At 75.3% G+C, this 25,845-nt stretch carries 21 protein-coding genes and 1 pseudogene; 15 read left to right on the top strand and 7 right to left on the bottom strand.

The features are described from left to right. Nucleotides 1–5 precede the first annotated feature (5 nt). The 4 genes and pseudogenes from IF45_RS0105910 to IF45_RS0105895 all read left to right on the top strand — a co-directional run bounded on the left by IF45_RS0105910 (nucleotide 6) and on the right by IF45_RS0105895 (nucleotide 3,853). Nucleotides 6–980 (top strand): ABC transporter substrate-binding protein, encoded by a 975-nt coding sequence (locus tag IF45_RS0105910; RefSeq protein ID WP_008416777.1) that lies wholly within the window; start codon nucleotides 6–8, stop codon nucleotides 978–980. Further along, nucleotides 977–3,111, top strand: a pseudogene (locus IF45_RS31265) (iron ABC transporter permease). The gene IF45_RS0105910 and the pseudogene IF45_RS31265 overlap by 4 nt, the downstream one beginning before the upstream one ends. A 65-nt stretch (nucleotides 3,112–3,176) precedes the next feature. Then, nucleotides 3,177–3,470 (top strand): ArsR/SmtB family transcription factor, encoded by a 294-nt coding sequence (locus IF45_RS0105900; RefSeq protein WP_008416782.1) that lies wholly within the window; start codon nucleotides 3,177–3,179, stop codon nucleotides 3,468–3,470. Next, nucleotides 3,467–3,853 (top strand): VOC family protein, encoded by a 387-nt coding sequence (locus IF45_RS0105895; protein WP_010640267.1) that lies wholly within the window; start codon nucleotides 3,467–3,469, stop codon nucleotides 3,851–3,853. The genes IF45_RS0105900 and IF45_RS0105895 overlap by 4 nt, the downstream gene beginning before the upstream one ends. Nucleotides 3,854–3,862: 9 nt before the next feature. Here the strand turns inward: IF45_RS0105895 and IF45_RS0105890 are convergent, their stop codons facing one another. Then, on the bottom strand, nucleotides 3,863–4,216 hold the full coding sequence (locus IF45_RS0105890) for a MerR family transcriptional regulator (RefSeq protein WP_030305987.1): 354 nt from the start codon (nucleotides 4,214–4,216) through the stop codon (nucleotides 3,863–3,865). Nucleotides 4,217–4,282: 66 nt separating this feature from the next. On the opposite strand from IF45_RS0105890, the gene IF45_RS0105885 reads away from it, so the two are divergent. Further along, nucleotides 4,283–5,176, top strand: coding sequence for an SDR family oxidoreductase (locus IF45_RS0105885; RefSeq protein WP_030305985.1), 894 nt, complete (start codon nucleotides 4,283–4,285; stop codon nucleotides 5,174–5,176). Between the two features lie 17 nt (nucleotides 5,177–5,193). On the opposite strand, the gene IF45_RS32130 is transcribed toward IF45_RS0105885, so the two are convergent. Continuing rightward, a complete protein-coding gene (locus tag IF45_RS32130; RefSeq protein ID WP_157846481.1) occupies nucleotides 5,194–5,412 on the bottom strand; it encodes a VOC family protein in 219 nt (72 codons plus the stop codon). A gap of 43 nt (nucleotides 5,413–5,455) precedes the next feature. Further along, nucleotides 5,456–6,946, bottom strand: a complete 1,491-nt coding sequence (locus IF45_RS0105880; protein WP_078842842.1) for an oxidoreductase — start codon at nucleotides 6,944–6,946, stop codon at nucleotides 5,456–5,458. 549 nt (nucleotides 6,947–7,495) lie between these two features. Here IF45_RS0105880 and IF45_RS0105875 point away from each other — a divergent pair. From IF45_RS0105875 to uppS, 7 genes are all read left to right on the top strand, one after another. Continuing rightward, nucleotides 7,496–8,473 carry a hypothetical protein gene (locus IF45_RS0105875; RefSeq protein ID WP_008415332.1) on the top strand — a complete coding sequence of 326 codons (978 nt, stop codon included), beginning with the start codon at nucleotides 7,496–7,498 and terminating at the stop codon, nucleotides 8,471–8,473. Nucleotides 8,474–8,602: 129 nt separating this feature from the next. Next, nucleotides 8,603–10,453: an HSP90 family protein gene (locus tag IF45_RS0105870; protein WP_008415331.1), complete on the top strand. Its 1,851-nt coding sequence runs from the start codon at nucleotides 8,603–8,605 to the stop codon at nucleotides 10,451–10,453. After that, complete coding sequence (locus IF45_RS0105865) at nucleotides 10,454–13,462, top strand: hypothetical protein (RefSeq protein WP_030305980.1); 3,009 nt, start codon at nucleotides 10,454–10,456, stop codon at nucleotides 13,460–13,462. It abuts the gene before it with no gap. 155 nt (nucleotides 13,463–13,617) lie between these two features. Continuing rightward, the gene (locus IF45_RS0105860; protein ID WP_008409388.1) at nucleotides 13,618–14,601 is read left to right on the top strand and encodes a ferric reductase-like transmembrane domain-containing protein; all 984 of its coding nucleotides are present in this window, start codon (nucleotides 13,618–13,620) and stop codon (nucleotides 14,599–14,601) included. 106 nt (nucleotides 14,602–14,707) lie between these two features. Continuing rightward, nucleotides 14,708–16,036: a PP2C family protein-serine/threonine phosphatase gene (locus IF45_RS0105855; RefSeq protein WP_030305977.1), complete on the top strand. Its 1,329-nt coding sequence runs from the start codon at nucleotides 14,708–14,710 to the stop codon at nucleotides 16,034–16,036. A gap of 67 nt (nucleotides 16,037–16,103) precedes the next feature. Then, nucleotides 16,104–16,733: an ABC transporter ATP-binding protein gene (locus IF45_RS0105850; RefSeq protein ID WP_030305975.1), complete on the top strand. Its 630-nt coding sequence runs from the start codon at nucleotides 16,104–16,106 to the stop codon at nucleotides 16,731–16,733. Next, a complete protein-coding gene (uppS, locus tag IF45_RS0105845; protein ID WP_030305973.1) occupies nucleotides 16,730–19,312 on the top strand; it encodes a polyprenyl diphosphate synthase in 2,583 nt (860 codons plus the stop codon). The genes IF45_RS0105850 and uppS overlap by 4 nt, the downstream gene beginning before the upstream one ends. On the opposite strand, the gene IF45_RS0105840 is transcribed toward uppS, so the two are convergent. The 4 genes from IF45_RS0105840 to IF45_RS0105825 all read right to left on the bottom strand — a co-directional run bounded on the left by IF45_RS0105840 (nucleotide 19,288) and on the right by IF45_RS0105825 (nucleotide 22,657). Then, complete coding sequence (locus IF45_RS0105840) at nucleotides 19,288–20,082, bottom strand: SDR family NAD(P)-dependent oxidoreductase (protein ID WP_010640254.1); 795 nt, start codon at nucleotides 20,080–20,082, stop codon at nucleotides 19,288–19,290. The two genes, uppS and IF45_RS0105840, sit on opposite strands and share 25 nt — an antisense overlap. A gap of 122 nt (nucleotides 20,083–20,204) precedes the next feature. Beyond that, nucleotides 20,205–20,975 carry a polysaccharide deacetylase family protein gene (locus tag IF45_RS0105835; protein ID WP_030305971.1) on the bottom strand — a complete coding sequence of 257 codons (771 nt, stop codon included), beginning with the start codon at nucleotides 20,973–20,975 and terminating at the stop codon, nucleotides 20,205–20,207. Next, entirely contained in the window at nucleotides 20,969–21,850 is an 882-nt protein-coding gene (locus tag IF45_RS0105830) for a DMT family transporter (RefSeq protein ID WP_030305969.1), read from the bottom strand. The genes IF45_RS0105835 and IF45_RS0105830 overlap by 7 nt, the downstream gene beginning before the upstream one ends. 15 nt (nucleotides 21,851–21,865) lie before the next feature. Then, nucleotides 21,866–22,657 carry an SDR family NAD(P)-dependent oxidoreductase gene (locus IF45_RS0105825; RefSeq protein ID WP_030305966.1) on the bottom strand — a complete coding sequence of 264 codons (792 nt, stop codon included), beginning with the start codon at nucleotides 22,655–22,657 and terminating at the stop codon, nucleotides 21,866–21,868. Between the two features lie 195 nt (nucleotides 22,658–22,852). Between IF45_RS0105825 and IF45_RS0105820 the strand changes: the two genes are divergently transcribed. The 3 genes from IF45_RS0105820 (at nucleotide 22,853) to IF45_RS0105810 (ending at nucleotide 25,838) form a co-directional block, all read left to right on the top strand. After that, complete coding sequence (locus IF45_RS0105820) at nucleotides 22,853–23,923, top strand: MGDG synthase family glycosyltransferase (protein WP_030305964.1); 1,071 nt, start codon at nucleotides 22,853–22,855, stop codon at nucleotides 23,921–23,923. Between the two features lie 83 nt (nucleotides 23,924–24,006). Beyond that, complete coding sequence (locus IF45_RS0105815) at nucleotides 24,007–24,939, top strand: NADP-dependent oxidoreductase (protein WP_018468724.1); 933 nt, start codon at nucleotides 24,007–24,009, stop codon at nucleotides 24,937–24,939. Nucleotides 24,940–25,001: 62 nt separating this feature from the next. Continuing rightward, a complete protein-coding gene (locus IF45_RS0105810) occupies nucleotides 25,002–25,838 on the top strand; it encodes an aldo/keto reductase (RefSeq protein WP_030305960.1) in 837 nt (278 codons plus the stop codon). Nucleotides 25,839–25,845 lie beyond the last annotated feature (7 nt).

The raw sequence follows: 25,845 nt of genomic DNA, 5'->3' as shown, positions 1-25,845 counted from the left end.
ACCTCATGAGAACCCAGTACCTGGCGTGGCCGCTGCTCGCCGCCGTGGCCACCACCGCCCTCGTCGGCTGCGGCTCCACCGAGGCGCCGAAGAAGGAGAACGCCGCCGACGCCGCCCTCACCGTCACCGACGCCCGCGGCGAGAAGGTGAAGCTGGACGGTCCCGCGAAGCGCGTCGTCGGCACCGAGTGGAACGTCGTCGAGTCCCTCCTGACCCTCGGCGTCGAGCCGGTCGGTGTCGCCGACGTGAAGGGCTATCAGGCGTACGACACCGCCGCGCCCCTGCCCGACGGCGTCAAGGACATCGGCACCCGGGGCGAGCCCAGCGTCGACACCGTGGCCGGACTCAAGCCGGACCTCGTCGTGGCCACCACCGACCTCTCCGACGCCGCCGTCAAGCAGCTCTCCAAGGTCGCCCCCGTCGTGGTGGTGAAGTCGGCCGACGCGAGCCGCCAGATCGACCAGATGACCGACAACGTGAAGCTCATAGCCGAGGCCACCGGCACCGAGAAGAAGGCCGAGAGCGAGATCGCCTCCTTCCGCGAGGCGCTCGCCGACGGCAAGAAGAAGCTCGCCGACGCCGGCCTCGCCGGGGAGAAGGTCGCCTTCGCCGACGGCTGGCAGGAGGGCAACCAGGTCTCCGTACGCCCCTACGTCAAGGGCTCGCTGATCACCGACATCAACACCGAACTCGGCCTGGTCAGTCCCTGGAAGATGAAGGGCGACAAGGGGTACGGCCTCGCCTCCACCGACGTCGAGGGGCTCACCCGGATCGGCGACGCCCGCTTCACCTACATCGCCAACGACACCGACGGCGGCGACCCGTTCGCCGACGGACTGAAGAACAACGCCGTCTGGAAGTCGCTGCCGTTCGTCAAGAACGACGAGGTGTACCGCCTCCCCGACGGCATCTGGATGTTCGGCGGCACCGCCTCCGGCAAGCAGTACGTCGACGCGATCGTGGACGCGCTGACCGGGTGAACGTGAGCACCTCCCCGACCAAGGACCGGCCCGCGCCGGCGGCCGCCCCGGCGGAGGCAGCGCCCTCCGCCGGGCCCGGCCCCGCCGCGCGCCGGGGCCGCGCCCTGCTCCTCGCCCCGGTCGCGGTGCTGGTCCTGGCCGCCCTCGCCGCCCTGCACGTCAGCCAGGGCACGGCGGCCCTCGGGCCGGGCACCCTCTGGCACGCGCTCGGCTCCGCCCTCACCGGCGGCGACGCCGTCGACCAGGCCGACGCCGTCCTCCTCTCCTCCCGGCTGCCCCGGCTCGCCGCCGGACTGGTCGTCGGCTGCGCCCTCGGCGCGGCGGGCGCCCCCCTCCAGTCGGTCTCCCGCAACGTCCTGGCCTCGCCCGACACCCTCGCGGTCAACGCCGGTGCCTACCTGGCCGTGGTCGCGGTCGCCGCCTTCGGCATCACCCTCCCGGCCCTCCCCGCCGGCGGCACCGCCTTCGTCGGCGGCCTGCTCGCCGCCGGGATCGTGCTGGGCCTCTCCCGCGCCGGGGCGGGCCCGATCCGGCTCGTCCTGGCCGGCTCCGCCCTCACCCTCGCCCTCAGCGGCCTCAGCCAGCTCCTGCTGATCCTGCGCGAGCAGCAGACCTCCGGCCTGTACGCCTGGGGCAACGGCTCGCTCGGCCAGATCGGCATGGAGACCATCGACCGGATGGCGCCCGTCGCGCTGATCGGCCTCGTCGGCCTGGTCCTGCTCGGCAAGCGGCTCGACATCCTCGCCCTCGGCGACGACGGCGCCGCCGTGGTCGGGGTCAGCCCGCGCCTGACCCGGGGCGTCGCCGTCGTCCTCGCCGTGCTCCTCGCCGCGGTCGCCGTCACCGTCGCCGGTCCGGTCGGCTTCGTCGGCCTCTGCGCGCCCGCCGTCGTCCGGCTGGCCGGAAACTGGGCCCCGGTCCTCCTCCGCCACCGCGTCCTCATCCCCGCCGCCTCGGTGGCCGGGATGATCGTGGTGCTCGGCGCCGACATCCTGCTGCGCGCCCTCTTCGGCGCCCAGGCCGGCACCGCCGTCCCCACCGGCATCGTCACCAGCCTCTTCGGCGCGCTCCTGCTCGTGGTCCTCGCCCACCGCTCCCGCGACGCCGGCTCCGCCGACCCCACCACGGCCTTCGCCCGCCTGCGGAGCCGCCGGGCGTACGTGGTGACCCTGGTGGTCGCGGGGACCGCGCTGGCCGGCGCGGTCGTCGCCGCCGTCCTGCTGGGCGACACCCGCCTGCTCCTCGGTGACGTCGGTACTGGATCACCGGCCGCTCCGGCGAGCTGGTCTCCTTCGTCCTGGACACCCGGGTGCCCCGCGTCGCCGCCGCGCTCCTCGCCGGGGCCGCGCTGGCCGTGGCCGGCGCCGTCGTCCAGGCCGTCTCGCGCAACCCGCTGGCCGAACCCGGCATCCTCGGTGTCGTCGGGGGAGCGGGCGTCGGCGCGGTCACCGTCCTCACCGTCGTCCCGCTCGCCGGATTCTGGTTCATCGGCGGGGCCGCCCTCGCCGGAGCCGCGGCCGCCGCCGCCCTCGTCTTCGGGCTCGCCGCCCGGAGGGGGCTGGAGCAGAACCGGCTGGTCCTCATCGGCATCGGTGTCTCGGCCGGCACCGGGGCGCTGGTCAGCCTGCTCATCGTCCTCACCGACCCGCACAACGGCACCAAGGCGCTGACCTGGCTCTCCGGCTCCACGTACGGACGCACCCTCCCCGAGGTCGTGCCCGTGCTGGCCGCGCTGGTGGTGGCGCTGCCGCTGCTGGCCGTCCTCCGCCGCGAGCTGGACCTCATCGGGCTGGACGCGGACACCCCGCGGCTGCTCGGCATCCGGCCCGGCACGACGCGGCTCGGGCTGCTCACCGTCGCCGTCGTCCTCACCGCCACCTCGGTGGCCGCCGTCGGCGTCATCGGCTTCGTCGGCCTCGTCGCCCCGCACGCGGCCCGCGCCCTGGTCGGACAGCGGCACGCCCGGGTCCTCCCGGTCTCGGCGCTGCTCGGCGCCCTGCTGGTGGTGGTCGCGGACACGATCGGGCGGACCGTCATCGCCCCCGGCCAGATCCCGGTCGGCATCGTGACCGCCGTGATCGGCGCCCCGTACTTCGGCTGGCTGCTGTGGAGGTCCAAGGGGGAGAGCTGAGTCGTGAGGCGCGCGCCCGGCTGCACCATTTGATAGGCAAGTCGCTGCTTGCCTATGGTGGGGTAATGGCGGAGGATGTCTACAAGGCACTGGCCGATCCCACCCGCCGGCTCATTCTCGACGAGCTGGCGGAGCGGGACGGCCAGACCTTGTTCGAGCTGTGTACGCGGCTGGTGACCAGGCACGGCCTGGGGCTGTCCCGGCAGGGGATCAGCCAGCACCTGGCCGTCCTGGAAGCCGCGGAGCTGGTCCGCGTCCGGCGCCAGGGCCGCTACAAGTTCCACGACCTGAACACCGAGCCGCTGGAGCACATCGTGACCCGATGGCTCAGGCCCGACGCACCGGAGAGCACCCCATGAGGATCCACCTGACCAGCGTCTTCGTCGACGACCAGGAGAAGGCGCTGCGCTTCTACACCGAGGCGCTCGGCTTCGTGAAGAAGCACGACGTCCCCCTCGGCGAGGCCCGCTGGCTGACCGTCGTCTCCCCGGAGGCCCCCGAGGGCACCGAACTGCTCCTGGAGCCCGACGGCCACCCCGCCGTCAAGCCCTACAAGGAGGCCCTGGTCCACGACGGCATCCCCGCCGCCTCCTTCGCCGTGGACGACGTGACCGCCGAGTTCGGCCGGCTGAGCGAACTGGGGGTCACCTTCGTCCAGGAACCGCTGACGATGGGCCCGGTCACCACCGCGGTCCTCGACGACACCTGCGGCAACCTCATCCAGATCGCCCACAGCGCGTAGGCCGGACGCTCAGCCTCCGCGGACGAAGGCCGCGCACTCCGGGCAGTCGTCCAAGTAGCGGTGGCGGCACTCGGCGGTGTGCCGCAGGAAGGTGACCGCCTGCCGCCGGTGGGCGATCTCCTCCTCCAGCGCCGCGATCTTCGCCCGCACGACGGCCTGGGCCGCCGCCTTCGTCGGCGCCATGGCCGCCGCGACCTCCGGCAGCGAGAGCCCGACGCGGCGCAGCCGCAGCACGGTACGGGCCTGTTCCAGCGCGCCGTCGTCGTAGACGCGGTGGCCGTTGCCGTCGCGACGCACGGTGAGGGCGCCGACGCTCTCCCAGTGCCGCAGCACGTGGGTCTCGACCCCCAGCTCCGCGGCCACTTCCCCGATCGTCCTCACCACGCGGCCCTTGCCTTCATGTCGACCTGAATCGCTAGCGTCCCGATCATGCCCGACACCACCACGCCCACGCGTTCTTCCAGCCGCCCCACCGTCCTGGTCACCGGCGCCACCGGCAACCTCGGCCGGGAGGTCGCCGACCGCCTCCGGACGCAGGGCGCACGCGTCCGCTGCCTGGTCCGCGACCTGGCAGGTGCGCCACCGGAGGCCGAGCCGGTGACCGGCGACCTCACGAACCCCGCTGCCCTCCGCCAGGCGCTCGACGGCGTCGATGCGGTCTTCCTGATCTGGCCCCTGCTCGATTCCGCCCCCGCCCACGGCCTGATCGCGGAACTCGCCGCGGCGGCGCCCCGCCTCGTCCACCTCTCCTCGGCCGCCGTCAAGGACGGGTCCGCCCACCAGACCGACCCCATCGTCCAGGTGCACGCCGACATGGAAGCCCTCCTCCACGGCGCCGGGCTGCGGCCCGTGGTGCTGCGGAGCGACACGCTGGCCTCCAACGCCCGCGGCTGGAAGCGGCAGTTGGCGGCGGGCGACGTCGTCTCGGGTCCACAGGCGGCGCGTACGGCCGTCGTCGACGAGCGGGACGTCGCCGACGCCGCCGTGGCCGTGCTGCTCGCCGACCACGCAGACCGGGACCACGGCCCGTACGTGCTGACGGGACCGGAGATACTCGGCCGCGCCGAGCAGGTCGCCCAGCTCGGTGCCGCGCTCCGGCGCGATCTGCGCTTCGAGGCGCTCCCTGCCGCCCGAGCACGGGCACGGATGCTCGCGGACGGCCTTCCCGAGCCCCTCGCGGACGCGCTGGTCGCGGCGGCGGAGCGGCGCCCCGACTCCCCGTGCGTCACCGATCACGTGCGGCGCCTCACCGGCCACCCGGCGGCCACCTTCGCGCGCTGGGCAGCCGACCATGCGGCCGAGTTCGGCCGCCGCGAACCCTGAGACGCTCCGCCCCGGGCCTACTTCGCCGTCAGGCAGAACGGGCGCCCGGCCGGGTCGAGCAGGACCCGCCACCGTTCCGCGAGGGGCTGCGGCTCGGGCCGTACGGCGCCCAGGGCCGACAGCCGCGTCCCGGCGGTGTCGAGGTCGGCGCCGCGAAGTCGCCGGTGGACCGCTCGTCCAGGTCCAGGCCGGTGGCCGTCCCATACAGGGCGGCCAACGCCGGCGGGCTGGCGCAGTCGAGGGTGACGGCCGTGAGCCTCATCGAGCCGGTCGTGGCGTTCAGTTCCTGTTCAGGGTGCGGGTGACGCCGGCGACGACCGCCGTCGTGAGGAGCCAGCCGACGGCGACCAGGAGATACGCGAACCACTGGGTGCCGTCGGTCCAGTGCCACGCGCCGCGCTGGCCGAAGTCGCCGACGGGGAAGAGCAGGTCGACGGTGTAGACCAGCGCGTTGAACGGGGCGCCCTCCCCGTCCTTCGTCTGGACGGGCGAGCCCGCGCTGAACACCAGGCCGCCGAGGAGGCAGAGCGCGCCCATCCACAGGGCCGCCAGCCAGGGGCGGTAGCCGTAGCCGACGGTGGCGTCGAGCAGCCGCCCCCACACCCGGCCGGGCACGTTCAGCGTGGTGCGGCGGTGGCGCTGCTTGGCGAGCAGCACCCGCCGGGCGTCGTCGTCGTGGCCGGCCTGCCGGTAACAGGCGGCGAGCTGCTCGTACGGCTGCGGGGCGTAGCCGGGGTTGCGGCGGAGCCAGGCCAGGCGGCGGGTCACGTTCTCCCACCCGGGTGTCGCCTCGGAGTGGAGCGAGCCGTAGACGAAGCCGTCCAGCCGCACCTCGTCCGGCCAGCTCCCCGCGCGGTCGTGCAGGGCGGTCACCGTGGCGCCCCGGAGGTCCACGGTTCCGGAAGGCTTCGTGGCGAGGCCGAAGTCGAGGGTCCCCACCTGCATGCCGACGCCGAACAGGGCGGTCCCGGTGCCGTCGAGGGTGGCGCCGTCGAGGGTCAGGAGATCCGCTATCCGGGCGCCCCGAAGCCGCACCGTTCCCGTCGCACGGAAGCCGTCGGACAGCTCCACCGCCGAGGCGTCCGCGCGGTCCGCGACCAGCGCCTCGCCCTGCGGGCTCTCCAGTCGCGCCCCTCTCATGAAGAGGCCGCCGGGAAGCTGCGCGCCCACCAGGCGCACCCCACCGCGCGTGAAGAAGCCCTCGCGGCAGTAGACGCCTCCCCCCATGGCAAGGCCCCCGGCGAACACTCCCCATCGCCCCGGCGCGGTGATCCGCGCCCCGTTCAGGCGCAGTTCCCCGGTCACCTGGGCATTGACCAGGGTGAGGCTGCCCGTTTCCAGCACGGAGCCGGTCAGGTCCGGGTGCCCCTCGACGCGGGCCAGCCCGGCATCCACGCCCGGGACGCGGCCGGCGGTGATGTGGACCGTTCTCGTCGTGGCGGCGTGCAGGCTCACCGGCTGCTCCAGCCGGCACCCCCTCAGCCACACCGGGCTGCCGATCTCCGCACCGGCCAGGTCGAGCGCCCCGGTGATCCGCGCCCCCGCCAGGCGCAGCGCCGCGACCCCGCCCGGCCGCGCCGGACCGCCGCCCAGCAGCAGCGCGGCCACCACCTCGGCACGGACCGTCCGCCCGGCGCCCCACTCCGCCCCCGTCGCGGGATCGTCCTCCTCGGGCACCCCGGTCCGCAGGTCCACCCACCGTCCTTCGGGGAAGGCGTCCCACAACGCACGCTCGGCGGCGGTCAGTTCGTCGTAGATCAGCACGGCCACAGGGTACGGCCGTCACACGGCCCGCCGCCGGGGAAGAGCGTCTGCCCGGCGCACCGCCCCTCCTGATCACCTCGCAGGCGCCGGTGGTGGTGTCGCGTGTGAGGGCGCGGTGTCAGGCGAGCGTCCGTGCCGCTCTCGCGCGACCTCGTTCCGCCGGGCGCGGTCCGCGAATGTGATCGAGAAGTGAAGGAAATGCGTGCGCGCTTTCGGTGAGGGAGGCCGCAGATGTCCAGTCGCGCCGCCGCATGGGTAAAGGTGCAGCTCAGGGGTGGTGCGGTGGGGTGATTCCGGCAGGTGGAGCGCGGATATCGGGGGAGTGCCGTGGCGGTGTCGAGCATTCCGGATGCGCCCCGGTGCGGGCGAATCCCGGATGTGCCGTCACATTTCCGGGGAGCGGAATTCCGTATCGGGAAGCGAGGGAAATAGGGCCCCGCGGCCCACGAACCCGCACGTCAAACGAGTGTGCGGGTGTCGGCCGGGCGTGATACTTAACTACCTGCGAACGAGGCGTCGACGGTCCGAGGGGACCGGGCGCGGCAGGGGGTTGTCATGGCGTTGCTCCGGGGGGCGGGGTCCTCGCTGAGGAGATGGATCGGCCGTTCCACCGCAGAGGTGGACGAGGACCAGGGAGAGCCCGAGATCGGGCGCATCCGCGAGGCGGCCGAGGCCGCCGACTGGGCGGCCGTACGCGACCAGCTGACGGAGCGTCCCGAGTCCGAGGACCGCACCTGGCTGATCACCGCGGTCGCCAGGACCGCCAATGTGGAGAACTGGATACCCCAGGCCGTCGAGGCCGAGCCCGACTCGGCCCTGCCGCTGCTGGTCGCCGGGGCCCGCCACGTCAACTGGGGCTGGGAGGCACGTACCGGCGCCCGCGCCGAGCACGTCTCGCGCGACCAGTTCCAGGTCTTCCACAACCGGCTGCGGACCGCCGAGAAGTGGCTCTACGAGGCCGCCGAGCGTGAGCCGCAGTGGGTCAGCCCCTGGTACTTCCTCCAGATGAGCGGCCGGGGCCTCCAGGTCGGGCAGACCGTCGCCCGCCGCCGCTTCGAGGCGGCCGTCCGGCGCCACCCGCACCACCTCGGCGCCCACCAGCAGCAGCTCCAGCAGCTCTGCGACAAGTGGGGCGGCTCCCACGAGGAGATGCACGCCTTCGCCACCCAGGCCCTGCGCGACGCCCCCGCCGGCAGCATGCTCGGCCAGCTCGTCGCCCTCGCCCACATCGAGCAGTGGCTCGCCCTCGACTCCGGCGCCGACGCCGAGTACCTGGGGCAGCCCGGGATCACCGCCTCGCTCACCGAGGCCGCCGAACGCTCCATCTGGCACGAGGACTTCGCCTACGGGCAGGGCTGGCTCCAGGTGTACAACACCTTCGCCATGGCCTTCTCGCTCACCGGCGACCGCGACCTGGCCAAACTCTGCTTCGACGGCACCAACGGGATCGTCACCGCGTTCCCCTGGAACTACCTCGACGCCGCCGACCCGGCCGCCGCCTACCGCGAGAACCGCGCCGCCGCCGGCCGCTGAGCCCCGGCGCACCGCCGCCCGACCAGCCCCCGTGACGACGGGCCCCGCCGACAGCCGGGCCCCGCCGGGCGGCTCATCCCACCCCGCGCGACGCCGCACCGGCGCGCGCCCCGACGAGGGAACCCACAGGTGCTCCACTCCGAGTCCTCCCACAGCTTCCAGGTCGACCTGCGTGGTCTGGTGGACCTGCTCTCCCACCACCTCTACTCCAGCCCCCGCGTCTACCTGCGCGAACTCCTCCAGAACGCGGTCGACGCCCTCACCGCCCGGCAGGCCGCCGACCCCGGCGCCCCCGCCGCCATCACCGTGCGCACCGGCGAGACGCTCACCGTCACCGACACCGGCATCGGCCTCACCGAGGCCGACGTGCACCGCTTCCTCGCCACCATCGGCCGCAGCTCCAAGCGGAACGCCGACGGCGGCCTGGACGGCGCCGGACTGGAGTCCGCCCGCGGGGAGTTCATCGGCCAGTTCGGCATCGGCCTGCTCGCCTGCTTCGTCGTCGCCGACGAGATCACCGTGGTCAGCCGCCACGCCACCGACCCCGGCGCGCCCACCGTCGAATGGCGCGGCCACTCGGACGGCCGCTACACCATCCGTACCCTCCCGGCCTCCGCGATGCCCGAGCCGGGCACCACCGTCCGCCTCACCCCACGTGCCGACAACGCCGAGTGGACCGCCCCCGAGCGGGTCACCGAACTCGCCCGGCACTTCGGCGGCCTGCTGAAGTACGAGGTCACCGTCGTCGACCCGCGAGGGACGCCGACCCGGGTCAACGACACCCCGCCCTGGGAGCGCCCGCACGGCTCGCCGCTCGCCCGCCGGGAGGCGCTCACCGCGTACTGCCGCACCACCTTCGACTTCACCCCGCTCGACACCATCGAGCTGGACCTGCCCGCCGCCGGGCTGCGCGGCGTCGCCTACGTCCTGCCCACCGCGGTCAGCCCCGCCCAGCGCGCCGGACACCGGGTCCACCTCAAGGGGATGCTCCTCACCGACAAGGCGCCCGAACTCCTCCCCGACTGGGCCTTCTTCGTCCGCTGCGTCGTCGACACCACCAGCCTGCGCCCCACCGCCTCCCGCGAGGCGCTGTACGAGGACGGCACCCTGGCCGCCGTCCGCGACGCCCTCGGCCAGCGCATCCGCGACTGGCTCACCGGCCTCGCCGCCAGCGACCCCGCCCTCCTCCACCGCTTCATCGACACCCACCACCTCGCCGTCAAGGCGCTCGCCCGCTACGACGACGAACTCCTGCGCACCGTCCTGCCCTGGCTGCCCTTCGAGACCACCGACGGCAACGTCACCCTGGAGGAGTTCGCCCGCAACCACCCGACCGTCCTGGTCACCCGCAGCGTCGAGGAGTTCCGCCAGGTCGCGCCCATCGCCTCGGCCGCCGGACTCGGCGTCGTCAACGGCGGCTACACCTACGACCGGGACCTCGTCCACCGGCTCCCCGAGATCCGCCCCGGCAGCAGCGTCACCGACCTCGACCCGGCGACCGTCACCGCCCACCTCGACGCCGTCGACCCCTCGGCGGAACTGCGCGCCGCCGCCTTCCTCGCCCTGGCCCGCGAGACCGTCGGCGCCCACGACTGCGACGTGGTCCTCCGCGACTTCCAGCCGGTCACCGCGCCCGCCCTGCTCCTCGACAACCGCGAGGCCCGCCACGAGCGGACCCGCTCCTCGCTCGCCTCGGAGAGCGACGGCCTGTGGGCCGACATCCTCGGCTCGCTGCGCGACGAGACACCCCGCGCCCAGCTCGTCCTCAACCACCTCAACCCGCTGGTGCGCCAGGCCCTCACCATCACCGAACGCGGCCTCGCCACCACCGCCGCCGAAGCCCTCTACGGCCAGGCCCTGCTGCTCAGCCGACGCCCGCTGAGGGCGAGCGAGAGCGCCCTGCTCAACCGGGCCTTCATCGGCCTGCTCACCCACGCCATGCACCCGGCCGGCCCGGCCGAGCCCCGGAAGGACGCGTAAATGCTGGACACCCCGCAGGCGGTGCTCGACGCGCTGCGCGAGAACGACGGCCGCCCGCACGGCCTGCACCGCACCGTGACCGCCGAGGAACTGGCCGAGGCCGCCGAGGCGTTCGACGACCCCGCCCTGCTGGTCACGGCGCTCCTGGAGCTGATGGCCGCCTACGAGTTCACCGGCGAGCACCGCAAGTCGCCGGTGGTCTTCGCCCGGCTGCTGAAGCTGCGCGAGACCACCCCCGACGCCTTCAGCGAGTGGGAGGACCACCAGGTCGACTGGCGGTTCAAGTGGGTGACGACCTCGCTCCTCCAGGTCCCCGACATGCCGCTGGCCACCGTCCACGGCTGGGTCGACCGGATGCGTGAGCGGTACGAGGACGCCGGGCACGGCCTCCAGCCGGTGGCGGCCATGCGCTACCACGTCGCCCGCCACACCGGCACCGGCATCCCGGACGCCTACGACCTCTGGGCCACCCGGACCCGCACCCGCCTCAGCGACTGCGAGGCGTGCGAGACCCGCCACCACGCGCTCCACCAGGTCTTCGCCGGGGACGACGCGGGCGCCCTCGACACCTGGCGCCCCGTCCTGGACGGCGCCGTCAGCTGCTCCGACGAACCGCAGATGAGCCAGGCGAACGCCCTGCTCCCGCTGCTGCGCCTCGGCCGGGTGGACGAGGCCCGCTCGCACCACCTCACCGGCTACCGGCAGGTCCGCGGCCGCACCGGGATGCAGGAGGAGGTCGGCCTCCACCTGGAGTTCTGCGCGCTCTCCCGCAACACGGCGCGCGGCGTGGAGATCCTCGCCGAGAACCGCCCCCTGTTCGAGGCCACCGGCGCCCCGCTGGCCCGCCTCGACTTCCTCACCGGCACCGAGGTGCTGCTCGCCCTGCTCGTCGAGGAGGGCCACACGGACGCGCCGGTCGGCGGTCCGCCCGGCCGCACCTGGACGGCGGGCGAACTGCTGGCCGAGGTCCGCGAGGAGGCCGGCCGGCTGGCGGCCGCCTTCGACACCCGCAACGGCACCACCGCCGTCGGCGACGCGCGCCGCCTGCGGCTGGGCCGGCGCCCGCTCCTCGACGAGCCGCTGCCGCTCGGCCTGCGCACCGCGCTCACCGGCCCCGCCGCCGTCCCGGCCCCCGCTCCGGTCGCCGCCCCGGCCCGCGAGATCCCCGGGGAGTTCACCGAACTGGTCCGCGAGGCACGCCGGATGGCCGCCCTCGGCCACCCCGGCGACACCCCGCTGTGGGACAGGGTGGCCGAGCTGGCGGAGGCCGACGGGTACGCCCACGACGACACGCTCGGCCCCGCGGCGCGGCTCCGCGCCGAACTCGCCGAAGAGCGCGCCCACACCCTCTACGCCGAGGACCGCGACCGGGCCGCGCGGACCGCGATGGAGGAGACCGCCGAGCTGTACGAGGCGGCCGGCATGGCCTGGCACGCCCTGGTCGCCCGGACCCGCGCCCTCTCCTGGGACGTCGTGGTCACCGACGGCGAGGACGCCGGGGAGGACTCCGGCGCCGCCCGGTCGGCCGGCCCTGAGTTCTGGGACGCGCTCGACGCCTGCCGGCGGGAGGCCGAACAGCTCCTGGAGAAGCGGATCGCCGCCCACGACGAGACCGGCGCCGACCCCGGCCCGCTTCCCGCCACCGGCCCCGCCGAAGGCTCGGCCACCGCCGAGAAGTACCTCACCGTGCTGCACTGCCAGGTCTTCGCCGCCTACCGCGTGGCGCTGGACGGGGCCCCGGAGATCCCCGCGCCCGACCGCGAGCGGTTCGACGCGCTGCGCGCCACCCTGGACAGCGAGGCAGGCCGGCTCGGCGTGCCCCACCAGCGCGGCGCCGCCCGCATGTTCGCCGGTGACGTCGCCGCCCGGCTCGGCGACCACGCCCTGGCCGAGACGGAACTGCGCGCCGCCCTCAAGGAGATCGAGGCATCCGGCCGCCCCTGGCGCGGTACCCGCGTCCGCGCCCTGCTCTCCCAGGTCCTGCTCTGCCTCGGCAAGCCCGAGGAGGCCGCCGAACTGCTCCACCAGGCGCTCGCCGAGGCGGTCCGGTACGAGGACACCCACTTCCCCATGGCCCCCACGTACCTGCTGCTCGGCCACGCCGGGACACACACCGGAGACGTCGCCGGAGCCGTACGCCACTTCTCCGAGGCGGCCACCCGCTTCGACCGCCAGGGCGAGCCGAACGACGCCGCCGACGCCCGGCTCCAGCTCGCCGACCTCCTCGCCCGCACCGGCCGCCAGGCCGACGCGGTCGCCGTCCTGGAGTCCGTCGTGGGCGACGAGTCGGCGGCCGCACTCGACGAGCGGCTGCTCGCCCAGACCCGCCTGACCCTCGCCCGGGGCCTGCGCGCGCTGGACGAACACCTGCCCGCCGCCGAGGAGTTCCTGCGGCTGGCCGACACCGTCGCCGGCTGGGAGGACGGCGCGCAGACCCTCACCCTGGTCGCCGCCGAGGCCGCCACCTCGCTGGCCCTGGCCGGGCGCTGGGAGGCGGCGCGCACCGCCTACGACCGGGCCTTCGCCGCGCACGCCGAGGCGCCGAACCCGCCGATGCTGCTGGAGACGGCCTGCGAGTTCGCGCGCCTGACCATGGACGCGCACGGCGCCGAGGCGGCCGAGGAGGCGCTGCGCCGGCTCGCCGACGCCGACGCGCTGTACGCGGCCGTCCCCGAGGACGACGAGGACTTCGTCCACTGGTTCGCCCGGGGCAGCATCCACTACCGGCGGGCCCGCGTCCTGGCCCAGGCCGACCGCTTCGTCGAGGCCCTTCCCGAGGCCGAGGCGGCCGTCGCCGCCTTCGCCGACGGAGGCCCCGACGGCGAGGAGCGGCGCGCCGAGGCCGTCCGCATCGCCGCCCTGGTCGAGAGCCACGGTCTCGGCCGCACCCAGGCGGCGGTGGCCCGGCTCGACGAGGCCGCCGCCCGGTGCGAGCGCGCCGGCCTGTCCGAGGCGGCGCAGATCCTCACCTCCGTCCGCGAGGACCTCGCGGCGGGCGCCACCGACTGAGCCCCGGTCCGCCGGGCCGGGCGTCGCGCACCCCGCGCCGCCCGGCCCGGCGGCCTGATCATGTCGGCCGGTTCCGCTCTCGGCACCCGGCGCCCGGGACGCCACACTGTGCACGCGAGTCACGCCGGTTGCCCGCCGCGAGGAAAGGCCGACGCATGCAGCCCCCCGCCACACCCGTACCGCAGGAGCCGGACCAGGCCCCCGAGGTGGCCGGCCGGCGGGAGGGGACGCCCCACCTGAGGGGCGATCTGCGGGCCGCCGTCCCCGACGCCTCCGCCGCCGTCGGCGTCACCGCCGCCGTCTTCGTCTTCCTCTGGTACCGCATGGAGGCGGGCACCTCCTCGACGGCCGCCGTGATGCCCTTCATGGACGACCCGCGCGCCTACTGGATGTACCTGCTCAGCCAGGCGTTCGGCTGGTCCGCGCTGCTCTGGGCGTGGGGCACCGTCATGCTCGGCCTGGTGCTCTCCGGCCCCCGGACCGCCCGGCAGCCACCTCGCCGCACCCTGGAGCGCTGGCACCGCACCACCAGCCTCACCACCACCGCGCTGATGTTCGCGCACGCCCTGATGTTCGCGGCGGAACTGGTCCGCCACGACACCCGCCCCGCCTGGCTCACCCGGCTCTGGTCCGCCTTCGCCGACTCCTTCGTGCCCGGCTGGTACGACTCGGGCACCGGCCAGATCGCCATCCCCATCGGCCAGGCCGCCCTCTACCTCGCCGTCCCCCTCGGCCTGCTCTTCTACGTACGCCACCGCATCGGCCCCCGCACCTGGCGCCGCCTGCACCGCTTCGTCCTCGCCGTCTACGTGCTCAGCGTCTGGCACACCCTGCTGTACGGCACCAACGTCTGGTACGGCGAATGGCCGCGCACCGTGCTCTGGCTCCTCCAGATCCCCGTCGCCCTCCTCCTCGTGGTGCGCCTCGCCCGCCCGGCCCGCCGCGCCGAACGGCTCGGCGCCCCCGGCCGCCCCGGCGGGCCGAGACTGCCGGAGTGGACCGCCCGCGCGCTCGGACGCCTCGCGGCCGCCGCGGCCGTCGCCGGCATCCTCGCCGTGGTGGTCAGCGGTCACGACGGCGGCCGCACCCGTCCCGCCGACCCGCCGGCGAGCACCCCGCACGACCACGGCTCCGGCTGAGCGACCCGCCGGGACGGCTGCCCCCGACCCCGCTCGCGGTGGTGGCCCCGCGCAGGTACACCTAGCCTTTTCCTAGAGCCGCAGCGGCGTGGAAGGCAGGGGTCGGGTGGCCGGTGAGACCGAGTTTCCCCAGGGAGCGCGGGCCGACGGACTGCCCGCCGCGCTCTCCGACCCCGCACGCCTCGCGGCGGTGCGCGGCACCGGCCTGCTCGACACCGGCCCCGAGCCGGTCTTCGAGGACCTGGCCACCCTCGCCGCCCGGATCACCGGCGCCGGACGCGCCTTCGTCACCCTGGTCGACGAGGAACGCTCGTACTGGAAGTCCTGCGTCGGCGTGGACGTCACCGGCGGCCGGGAGAACCCGGTGCGGGAGAGCTTCTGCTACTTCCTCGTCGGCTTCGGCGGGGACCCGTTCACGGTCGAGGACGCCGCGCACGACCCGCGCACCCGCGACCACCCCGGCATCGGGCCGATGAGGATCGGCGCCTGGGCCGGCTACCCCCTGCTCAGCCCCGAGGGCGAGGTGCTCGGCAGCTTCTGCGTCGTCGACGAGTCGCCCCGCGCCTGGACCGAGGCGGACCGCGCGACCCTCGCCACCCTCTCCCGCTCCGCCTCCGCCGAGATCCACCTGCGCCAGAGCCTCGCCGCCTCCCAGCACGCCCACCGCCTCTCCGCCGACCTCGCCCACACCCTCCAGCGGGGGCTGCTCCCGCCCGCCCTGCGTCCCGTCCCCGGACTCGACGCGGCCGCCGCCTACGTCCCGGCCTCCGCCAGCGCCCACCACGACGTCACCGTCGGCGGCGACTTCTACGACCTCTTCCACGCCGCCGGCCCCTACTACGGCGCCTTCCTCGGCGACGTCTGCGGCAAGGGCGTCGAGGCGGCCCAGGTCACCTCCATGGCCCGCTACACGCTGCGCGCCGACGCCGGCGAGGTCCTCTCCCCGGCACGGCTGCTGACCCGCCTCAACACCGCCATGCTCACCCAGGAGGCCCCGCTCTTCCTGACCGCCGTCCACGCCACCTTCCGCCGCAACAGCGCCGGCGCCGCCGGACGCGTCTGCCTCGCCGGCCACCCCAGGCCCCTGATCCGCCGCGCCGACGGCCGGGTCCGCGAGATGGGCCGCCCCGGCACCCTGCTGGGCGTCATGGAGGACGTGGACCTCGCCGACACCCGCTTCCGCCTGAGCCCCGGGGACCTGCTGCTCCTCTACTCCGACGGCGCCTACGAGGCCCGCCCCGCCCCCGGCGCACCCCCCGAGGCCGCCCGCGAGCCCTTCGGCGAGGCCGACCTGCACGCCACCCTGGCCGCCACGCACGGCCTGGACGCCGCCGCCACCGTCGACCGGATCACCGGCGCCCTCGCCGGCCACCACGGCGGCTGGGCCAGCGACGACACCGCCCTGCTCGCGCTGCGCGTGCCCGAGCGCGACTGACCGCCCGCGCCCCCACGCCCTTCCGCACCACCCGTACGGGAGCCCCGCCCGTCCTCGTTCACCGGCCATGACGACGACCACACCCGTGCTGCGCCTCAGAGACGTCCACAAACGCTACGGCCCGCGCACCGTCCTGAAAGGGGCCGACCTGGACGCCGCGCCCGGCCGGCTGATCGGCGTGGTCGGGGAGAACGGCGCGGGCAAGAGCACCCTGCTGCGCATCCTCGCCGGTGAACTGCGCGCCGACCGGGGGACGGTGCGCCTGCCCGCCACCGTCGGCCACTGCCCGCAGACCGTGGTCCTGCACCACGCCCTCACCGTCGCCCAGCACCTGCGGTACTTCCAGGTCGCCTACGGCCTGCCGAAGTCCACCCGCGCCTGGGAACTCCTGGAGGAACTGCGGTTCGCCGCCGGGCCCCGGGACCGGACCGGCACCCTCAGCGGCGGCACCCGGCAGAAACTCAACCTCGCCGTCGCCCTCATGCACGACCCCGAACTCCTCCTGCTCGACGAGCCCTACCAGGGCTTCGACTGGGAGACCTACCTGCGGTTCTGGGAGATCGCCCGCTCCCTCTGCGAGCGGGGCCGCACCGTCCTGGTCGTCTCCCACATGGCGCACGACGCCGACCGCCTCGACGCCCTGCACCGGCTGGCCGGCGGCCGCCTCACGCCTGTCCACGACGGGGGCCGCGCATGACGCGCCTTCGGCTCTGCCTCGCGACGGCCCTGCGGTACGCCGTCCTCGAACAGGTACGCAACCGGCTCGCCCTCGCGCTCGCCGTTTTCTTCGTCCCCGTCTGGGTCGGCCTCGCGTACACCGCCATGCCCACCGCGCCGGTCCGGTTCTTCCTGCGCGCCGCCGACCAGGACGTCACCGTCGCCGGGAACGTCCTCACCCAGCTCTCCGGCGCCGTCCACGCGCTGGCCCTGATCGTCGGCTTCATGATGTTCCTGGCCGCGCGCCGCTCCGCCGCCTTCGACCACCGCCTGGTCACCGCCGGCTACCCGCGCGCCTGCCTGGTCCTCGCCAAGTACCTGGCCCTGCTGCTCGCCTGCCTCCTCGTCGCCGGCTACGCCACCGCCTGGATCTGCGTCTTCTGGCGCCCCGAGCAGCCCGTCCTGCTGGCCGCCGCCCTCGGCGCGGGCGCGCTCACCTACGGCGGCGCCGGCATCATGCTCGCCGCGCTGCTCCGCAGTGAACTGGCCGGGATGTTCCTGGTCATCATGGCCAGCTTCGTCGACGTCAGCCTCCAGAACCCGATCGCCAACGCCGGCGCCGACAGCCCCGTCCTGCGCTGGCTGCCCACCTACGGCGCCATGCAGTCCGCCGTGGTCGCCGCCGACACCCGCCACCTGCCCTGGGCCCACCTCGGCCTCGCCCTCCTGTGGGCCCTGACCACCGCCGCCGTCGGCACGGCCGCCTTCACCCTGCACACCCGCAGCCGCCTCGGCGCCCTGCACCGCACCTGGCGCCTGCCCCCGCTGCGCCACCGCGTCTACCGGCGGGCGGGCGTGAACGACCCGGAGCTGCGCGCCGGTTACGAGACCTGCCGCCGCCTGGTGCGCCGCTCCGGCCAGACCGACTACGCCGTCACCCAGCTCGTCCCCGCCCCCCTGCGCCCACTGCTGTGGGCGATGTACGGGCACGGCCGGGTCCTGGACGACCTCTCCGACAGCGGCCGCGCCGACGCCGCCGAACGCATCGACGCCTGGGTGCGGGCGATGGAGGAGGACCTCGCCCGGGGCACCAGCACCGACCCGGTGCGGCGGGCACTGACCCACGCCGTCACCACCTGGGACCTGCCCACCGGACAACTCCCGGCCTCCTTCGCCACCTACCGCCGGGACGCCGCCGAACGCCCCGGCTTCACCTCCTGGGAGCAGTGGCACGCCTACTGGCACGCCCTCAGCTTCCCCGTCGGCGTCACCCGCCTCGCGGCGCTGCTGGGCGAGGCCACCGGGACCCGCCTCGGCCCGCGCGACGCCGAGGCACTGCGGAGATGGACCGACGCCTTCAACCTCGTCGACGCCCTGCGCGACCTGCGCCAGGACGCCCACCTGGGCCGCGTCGCCCTCCCCCTCCCGGTCCTCGCCGCCCACGGCGTGACCCTCGCCGACCTGCGCACAGGCCGCCCGACGCCACAACTCCACGCCCTGGTACGGGAGCTGGCCGTCACCGCGCACGGCTGGCTGGACGACGCCGACGGCCTCGCCGACCGCCACCCCGCCCTCGCCGCCTCCTGGCGCACCCTCATCCGTCTCCAGCGCCTCCAACTGCGGGCCCTGGAACGCGGCCGCCCGCGCTCCGGAGGCCGCCGGGGCACCGGCCGCCTCCACCGCGCCCTGGTCCTGCACACCGGCCGGCTGCACGCCGCGCTGAACTGGCGGCACCTCGGTGCGGCCCTGACACCGCCGCAGGGCGCACCCGTCCCCGCGCCCCCGCCGCCCCTCACCCCGGTCGTGCCGCGCCCGCGCCCGGCCGAACCGCCGCTGCCGCCACGCCCGCACGCCGGCGGGGCGAGGCCGCCGGCCGGACTGGGCGACCGGGTGCCCCGGCACGTGGCGATCATCATGGACGGCAACGGGCGCTGGGCCGCCGAACGGGGCCTGCCCAGGCCGCGCGGCCACGCGGCGGGCCAGTCGGCGCTGCGGGACGTGGTCTACGGCGCCCTGGAACTCGGCATCCCGCACCTGACCCTCTACGGGCTCTCCACCGAGAACTGGAAGCGCCCGGCGGCCGAGGTGGAGGAGATCCTCCGGCTCCTCGGCGAGGGCGCGGACGCCGACCGCGAGGAGGTCTTCGCCCGCGACGTACGGCTGTGGTGGTCCGGTCTGCCCGAGGGCCTGCCCGCCGGGCTCCTCGACGCGCTGGAGAGCACGGTCCGGCGCACAGCCCACCGCCGGGGCCTGACGCTGACCCTCTGCGTCAACTACGGCGGCCGGGCCGAGATCACCGCTGCCGCCCGGAAGCTCGCCGGTGAGGTGGCCGGTGGCGACGTCCACCCCTCCGCCGTCACGGCACCGCTCTTCGCCCGCTACCTGCACCGGCCCGCGCTGCCCGACGTCGACCTGCTGATCCGGACCGGCGGCGACCACCGCCTCTCCAACTTCCTGCCCTGGCAGGTCGCCTACGCCGAACTGGTCTTCCTCGACACCCTCTGGCCCGACCTCGACCGCACCGGCCTGTGGCGGGCAGTCGAGACGTACGCCCGCCGCGAGCGCCGCTTCGGCGGGCTCGGGGAGGCGGCGGCTCAGGGCAGGATGGAGTCCACGTAACCGCCGTCCACCCTCAGGGCGCCGCCGGTCGTCGCGGAGGCCAGCGGGGAGCTGAGGTAGACGACCAGGTGGGCGATCTCCTCGGGCTCGATCAGCCGCTGGATGAGGGACTGCGGGCGGTACTCGCGCATGAAGGCGCGCTGCGCCTCGTCCCAGGGGAGGTCCTTGCCGACCAGGTCGTAGACGAACTCCTCCACGCCGCCGGTGTGGGTGGGGCCGGCGATCACCGAGTTGACGGTGACGCCGGTCCCGGCGGCCTCCTTGGCGAAACCGCGGGAGACGGCGAGGAGGGCGGTCTTCGACATGCCGTACTGGATCATCTCGGCCGGGATCACCACCGCCGAGTCGCTGGCGATGTTCAGGACCCGGCCCCAGCCGCGCTCCTTCATACTCGGCAGGTAGGCGCGGATCAGCCGGACGGCCGTCAGGACGTTCACCTCGAAGTAGCGGCGCCACTCCGCGTCGTCGATCTCCAGCGCGGGACGCGCGCCGAAGATGCCGAGGCTGTTGACGAGGATGTCGGTCTGCGGCAGCCGGTCCAGCACCTCGGCCAGCCCCTCGTCGGTGGCCAGGTCCCCGGGCGCGGAGAACAGTTCCCCGCCCGGCACCCGGCTCCGCAGCCGCTCGACCGCCTCCTCGGTGCGTACGGCGTCACGCCCGTTGACCGCCACCCGTGCGCCCGCCTCCGCCAGGCCGGCGGCGATCGCCGCGCCGATGCCCTGGGTGGAACCGGTGACCAGGGCGGTCCTGCCGTCCAGAGAGATCTGCATCCTGCTCGGAACTCCTCGCGTCGTCGGTACGCCGCATCGCCTGCCCATGATGGCCACCCCTGATACGCCCTGTCCTGCGGGACGGCGCAACGGGAGACCGGCTCCGGGTCGCTCGGGCGCCCTCACCCCGCGCGACCCGGAAACCCGTACGGGACCCCGCTCCCCGGATGCCCGTGGTCCCCGAGCCGCCCCACCTCCAGCCCGAGCCCCCGGCAGTACGCGAGCAGGTGCGGCAGGGCCGCCAGGGTCACCCGCCAGGAGTCCGGAGCCGCGTAGGCGTCCGAGTCGTGGAGCAGCAGCGTGCCGCCGGGCCCCAGCCGGGCGGCGGCCTCGGCGACGACGCCGTCCGGGGTCGCGGAGGCGGTCCAGTCGCGGCCCCACGCCGACCAGAGCACCGGGCGCAGCCCGGTCCGGCGCGCGGCGGCCCAGCGGCCGCCGGTGAGGATGCCGTACGGCGGCCGGTACCAGAGCGGCCGCCGCCCCGTGATCCGCTGCACCGCGGCCGCGGCCCGGGCCAGTTCCGCCGCGTCCCGGCCGGGCCGGGGCAGCCACGGGCGGTCGTGCTCCCAGCCGTGCACCGCCACTTCGTGCCCGGCCGCCACCATCCGCCGGCCCAGTTCCGGAGCGCGCTCCAGCCTGCTGCCGAGGACGAAGAAGGTGGCCCGGACACGCAACGCCTCCAGCGCCCGCAGGAAGTGCGGGGTGCTCAGCGGGTCCGGCCCGTCGTCGAAGGTCAGCGCCACCCGGCCGGGCGCCCCCCGTCCGTCGAGCCCGGGAAAGTACGCCGTACGGAGACCGGGCAGCCAGGTCGCCGCCGGACCGATGTGCCAGGCGGTGACCGCCAGCGCACCCCCGGCCAGCGCCCCGGCCGCCGCGCCCGGCGCGCTCACCACGGCCGTTCCTTTCCGTCGGTCGAGGTCAACAGGGGAGAACGGGCCAGCTGCACGGTGCCCGCGATCAGCAGCGCGAGCGCCAGCAGTTCCGGCACCAGCCGCACCCCGAGCGTCAGATCCTCGCCGAAGAGGACCCGGCCCAGCAGCATGCTGAGGAAGGCGTCGCCCAGCGTCATCGCCGGCTGCGAGGCCACCAGCGGCCCCGCCCGCAGCGTGAGTTGCAGCAGCAGGAAACTCCCCAGCCCCACGACGACCGCCGCGTACGCCTGCCAGGTGGTGGCCAGCGCTCCGAGGCCGCCGTCCGGCAGCCGTCCCAGGGCGTCCTTGACCAGGGCCGCGGTACCGGCGAAGCCGATCGCGGTGGCGGTGCCGAGGACCGCGGCGGCCGGTGCGGGCGGCAGCCGCCAGGCCACCAGCGTCAGTACCAGCGTCAGGACCGCCAGCAGCACCCCCGACCACAGCCACCGCGCCCCCGGCACCGTCGAACCGCCGCCGGTGGGGGAGAGCAGCGCCATGAACGCCCCGAGTCCGGCGGCCATCGCGACAAAGGCCCACCATGTCCTGACGTCCGGGCGGCGGCGGAAGACGGCACTGCCGATGACCATGGTGAAGAGGAGTTCGGTGGTCATCACCGGCTGCACCACGGCGAGCGGCCCGGCCGCCAGCGCCGCCGCCTGGCAGAGCCCGGAGACCGCGAGCAGCGCCGCGCCCCACAGCCACACCCGGCGCCGGAGCAGCCGCGTGGCCCACGACCACCACCGGGCGACGGCCGCCCCGCCGCCGTCCACCTGTGTGGTGCCGCGCCGCTGGAGCACCGAGGCGGCCGCGTTGCCGAGCGCTGCGAGGAGCGCCAGCACCACCGTCAGAACGGTCACCGGCGCGCCCCCGCCTCAGGCACCGCGGTGCGGGTCGGCACGGTCGGCCACGGCCCCGAACAGCCCCGGCGCCGCCCCGTGCAGCCGCGCCGGAAGCGCCAGCCACCCCGGCACCAGGACGTTCTCCCGGCCCCGCACGAGCGCCTCCCGCACCCCGCGCGCCACCCGTTCGGCGGAGACCGGGCGCGGACGGCGCCGGTGGTACGGGGTGCCGCGCCGGGCGAAGAACGGCGTGTCCACCGCGCCCGGCGACACCACCGAGACCCGCACCCGGGTCCCGGCCAGCTCCCGGCGCAGGCTGTCCGCGAAGGTCAGCAGGGCGCCCTTGGACGCCGAGTAGACCGCCTCGTCGCCCACCCCGACCCAGCCGGCCATCGACCCGATCAGCACCAGCCGGCCCGTGCCGCGCGCCACCATCGGGGGCAGCAGCAGCCGGACCAGCCGCAGGGTGGAGGTGAGGTTGACGGTCAGGACCCGGTCGATCTCCTCCGGCGGCATCGTCACGAAGGGACCCGCCCAGCCGATCCCCGCCCCGGCCACCAGCGCGTCGACGCGCCCGGCGCGGGCCACGGCCTCGCCGGCCAGGTGCTCGCAGCCGCCCTCGGCCGCCAGGTCGGAGCGGATCGCCTCGCCGCCGGTCCGCTCCGCGACCGCCGCGAGCCGCTCCCCGTCGCGGCCGCTGAGCAGCAGCCGCCACCGGCCGTCGGTGTGCAGGGACTCGGCCACCGCGGCGCCGATGCCCGAGGAGGCACCCGTGACCAGCACGGTCCGCCGGGTCACGGACCCGGGTCCGGGACGCCGCGTCATGCCGCCCACTCCTCGCCCATGCCAGTCCCCTTCCTCGCGGCACGCCTGCCCTCAGCTTCCGTGCTCGGCGGGCGGACCGCTCGTCCAACGCCGGGGCACGCCGCCGCCGGGTCACCCGAACGGGCCGATTGCGCCCCCGCCCGGACGCGGCATGCAAGCGATGGACGAGTCCACCGGCCGGGCGAGGGGAGGAGCATGGGAAGCCTGCGGGTCCTGCTGCTCGGCGCGAGCATGGGCGCCGGGCACGACGCGGTCAGCGGCGAACTGGCCCGCCGGCTCCGCGCCCGGGGCGCCGCCACCGAACTCTGCGACGTCCTCACCCTCCTGCCGCCCGGCACGGGTCCGGCCCTGCGCGCCTTCTACCGGGGGACGGTGCGGCACGCCCCCGCGCTGTACGCCGCCATCTACGCCCTCTTCCTCTCCCCGGGTGACGGGCACCGCCCCGGCAGCGCGCCCCTGGCCGCGACGGCCCGTGCCCGCCTGCTGCGCCGGGTCCGCGCCTTCCGCCCGGACCTGCTCGTCCCCACCTTCCACCTCGCCGCGCAGATCACCGGCAGGCTCCGCGCCGAAGGCGTCCTGCCCGTCCCCGCCTCGGTCTTCGTCACCGACTTCGCCGTCCACCGCGGCTGGCTGCACCCCGGCAACGACCTCTACGTCTGCCTCACCGCACAGGGCGCGGAGGCCGCCCGCGCCGCCACCGGCCGCCCGGCCGCCGTCTCCGGTCCCGTCGTCGCCCCGGAGTTCCACCGGGTGGCCGGCCCCCACCCGTACGCCCCTGAACCGGGACCGCCGCCGGTCCTCCTCTCCACCGGCGCGTGGGGCGTCGGCACCCGGACCGTGCGCACCGCCCGGCTCCTCGCCGCGCACGGCTGCCGGCCCGTCCTGCTCTGCGGCCGGGACGAGCGGCTGCGACGCCGGGCCGCCCGCGTCCCCGGCGCCGTCGCCCTCGGCTGGACGGACGACATGGCGGGGCTGATGGGCGCCGCCCGGCTCCTCGTCGACAACGCCGCCGGGCAGACCGCTGTTCAGGCCCTCGCCGCCGGTGTGCCCGTTCTCGCCTGGCGGCCGCTGCCCGGCCACGGCCGCGACGGGGCGCGGAGCATGGCCGCCGCCGGACTCAGCACGTACGCCCACGATCCGGACGACCTGCTGGCGGGCGTCCGGCGGCTGCTCCGCCCCGGGCCGGTGCGCACCGGCCAGGTGGAGCGGGGCCGGGCCGCCTTCGTCGCGGACGCCGCCGAGCTGCTGACCCGGCCCCTGGGCTGACCGGTTCACCCGCGCACCGGCCCGGCGTGGTGCGGAACGCGGCCGTCCGGGAGGCTGGGCCCATGACGCAGGAGCCAGGCACGATGCGCGCCATCATCCAGGAGAGCTACGGAGGCCCCGAGGTCCTCCACGAGACCCGGGTGCCGAGGCCCGAGCCCGGACCGGGGGAGATCCTGGTCGCCGTGCGCGCCGCCGGGGTCAATCCCACCGACTGGAAGCACCGCGCGCAGGCGGGCTTCGTCGACCGGCTCCCGCTCGTCCTCGGCTGGGACGTCTCCGGCGTGGTGGAGGCCGTCGGCTACGGGGTGACCCTCTTCGCACCCGGCGAGGAGGTCTTCGGCATGCTGCCCTACCCGCACGGCTCCGGCTCGCACGCCGAGTACGTCGTCGGGCCCGCCCGCGCCTTCACCCGTAAGCCCACGGTGATCGACCACGTCCAGGCGGGCGCGCTCCCGCTGGTCTCCCTCACCGCCTACCAGGCACTGATCGACACCGCCGGGATCGGCCCCGGACAGCGCGTCCTGATCCACGCGGCGGCGGGCGGCGTCGGGCACGTGGCCGTACAGATCGCCAAGGCGCACGGCGCGTACGTCATCGGCACGGCCAGCGCCCCCAAGCACGACCTGCTGCGCGAACTGGGCGCAGACGAGGTGGTGGACTACCGCACCACCGACGTCGCCGAGGCGGTCGACGGCGTCGACATGGTGCTCGACCCCCTCGGCGGCGAGACCCGCGCCCGCTCGGTCGGCCTGCTGCGCCCCGGCGGCACCCTGGTCTCCCTGCTCTCCGGCGGTTCGGCCGAGGAGGCGGCACACGCCGCCGAGCGGGGCGTGCGTACCGCGACGATGCTGGTCGAGGCCGACCACGCCGGCATGAACGCCGTCGCCGACCTGGTCGCCGCGGGAGCCCTCCGCCCGCGCGTCGAGGCGACCTTCCCGCTGGCCGAGGCGGCCGCCGCCCACCGGCTCGGCGAGACCGGACGGACCACCGGGAAGATCGTCCTGGAGGTGGACTGAGGAACGGACCATTCCTCAACCGCGTTGCTAGCGTGGCCACTTCACCGACGGGGGAGTGGCGTATGGCGACGGACGTGTGGCGGATCGGCGGGGAGCTGGAGGTCGGGAGGCTCGGGTTCGGGGCGATGCACCTGCCGACGGAACCCGGCCCTGAACGGAAGAACGCGCTGGCCGTCGCCCGGCGCGCCGTCGAACTGGGCGTCACCCTCATCGACACGGCCCACATGTACGGCGGCGGCGCCAACGAGGAGCTGCTCGCCGAGGCCCTGCACCCCTACCCCGACGACCTGCTGATCGCGACCAAGGTGGGCATGGCCCGGTCGGCGGCGGGGGAGTGGGACCACGACGCCCGCCCCGAGGCCCTGCGCGACCAGGTCGAGCAGGCGCTGCGGCGGCTGCGCCGCGACCACATCGGCTTCCTGCAACTGCACCGCATCGACCCCTCGGTCCCGCTCGCCGACCAGCTCGGCGCCCTGCGGGAGCTGCGCGAGGAGGGCAAGATCGGCCACATCGGGCTCTCCGAGGTCACCGTCGGCGAACTCGACGAGGCGCGGCGGACCACCGAGATCGCGGGCGTGCAGAACCGGTACAACCTGCTGGACCGCGAGCACGAACCCGTCCTCGCCGCCTGCGCGTCGGCGGGCATCGCCTTCCTCCCGTGGCGGCCGGTCGCCTGGGGCGACTCCGGCGCCCACGCGGAGGTGGCCTCGGTCGCGGCCGAACTCGGCGCCACCGCCACCCAGGTCTCCCTCGCCTGGCTCCTCGGCCACTCCCCGGTGATCCTCCCGATCCCGGGCACCGCCGACCTGGCGCACCTGGAGGAGAACACCGCCGCCGCGCGCCTCCGGCTGCCGGCCGCGCACCGGGCCCGCCTCGACCGGCTGGCGGCCCCCGCCTGATCTGCCG

The sequence above is a fragment of the Streptomyces albidoflavus genome (genome assembly GCF_000719955.1).
Classification (GTDB): domain Bacteria; phylum Actinomycetota; class Actinomycetes; order Streptomycetales; family Streptomycetaceae; genus Streptomyces; species Streptomyces albidoflavus.
The sequence above is the reverse complement of the archived record's forward strand: the minus strand, read 5'-3'. Positions and strand labels throughout refer to the sequence as shown.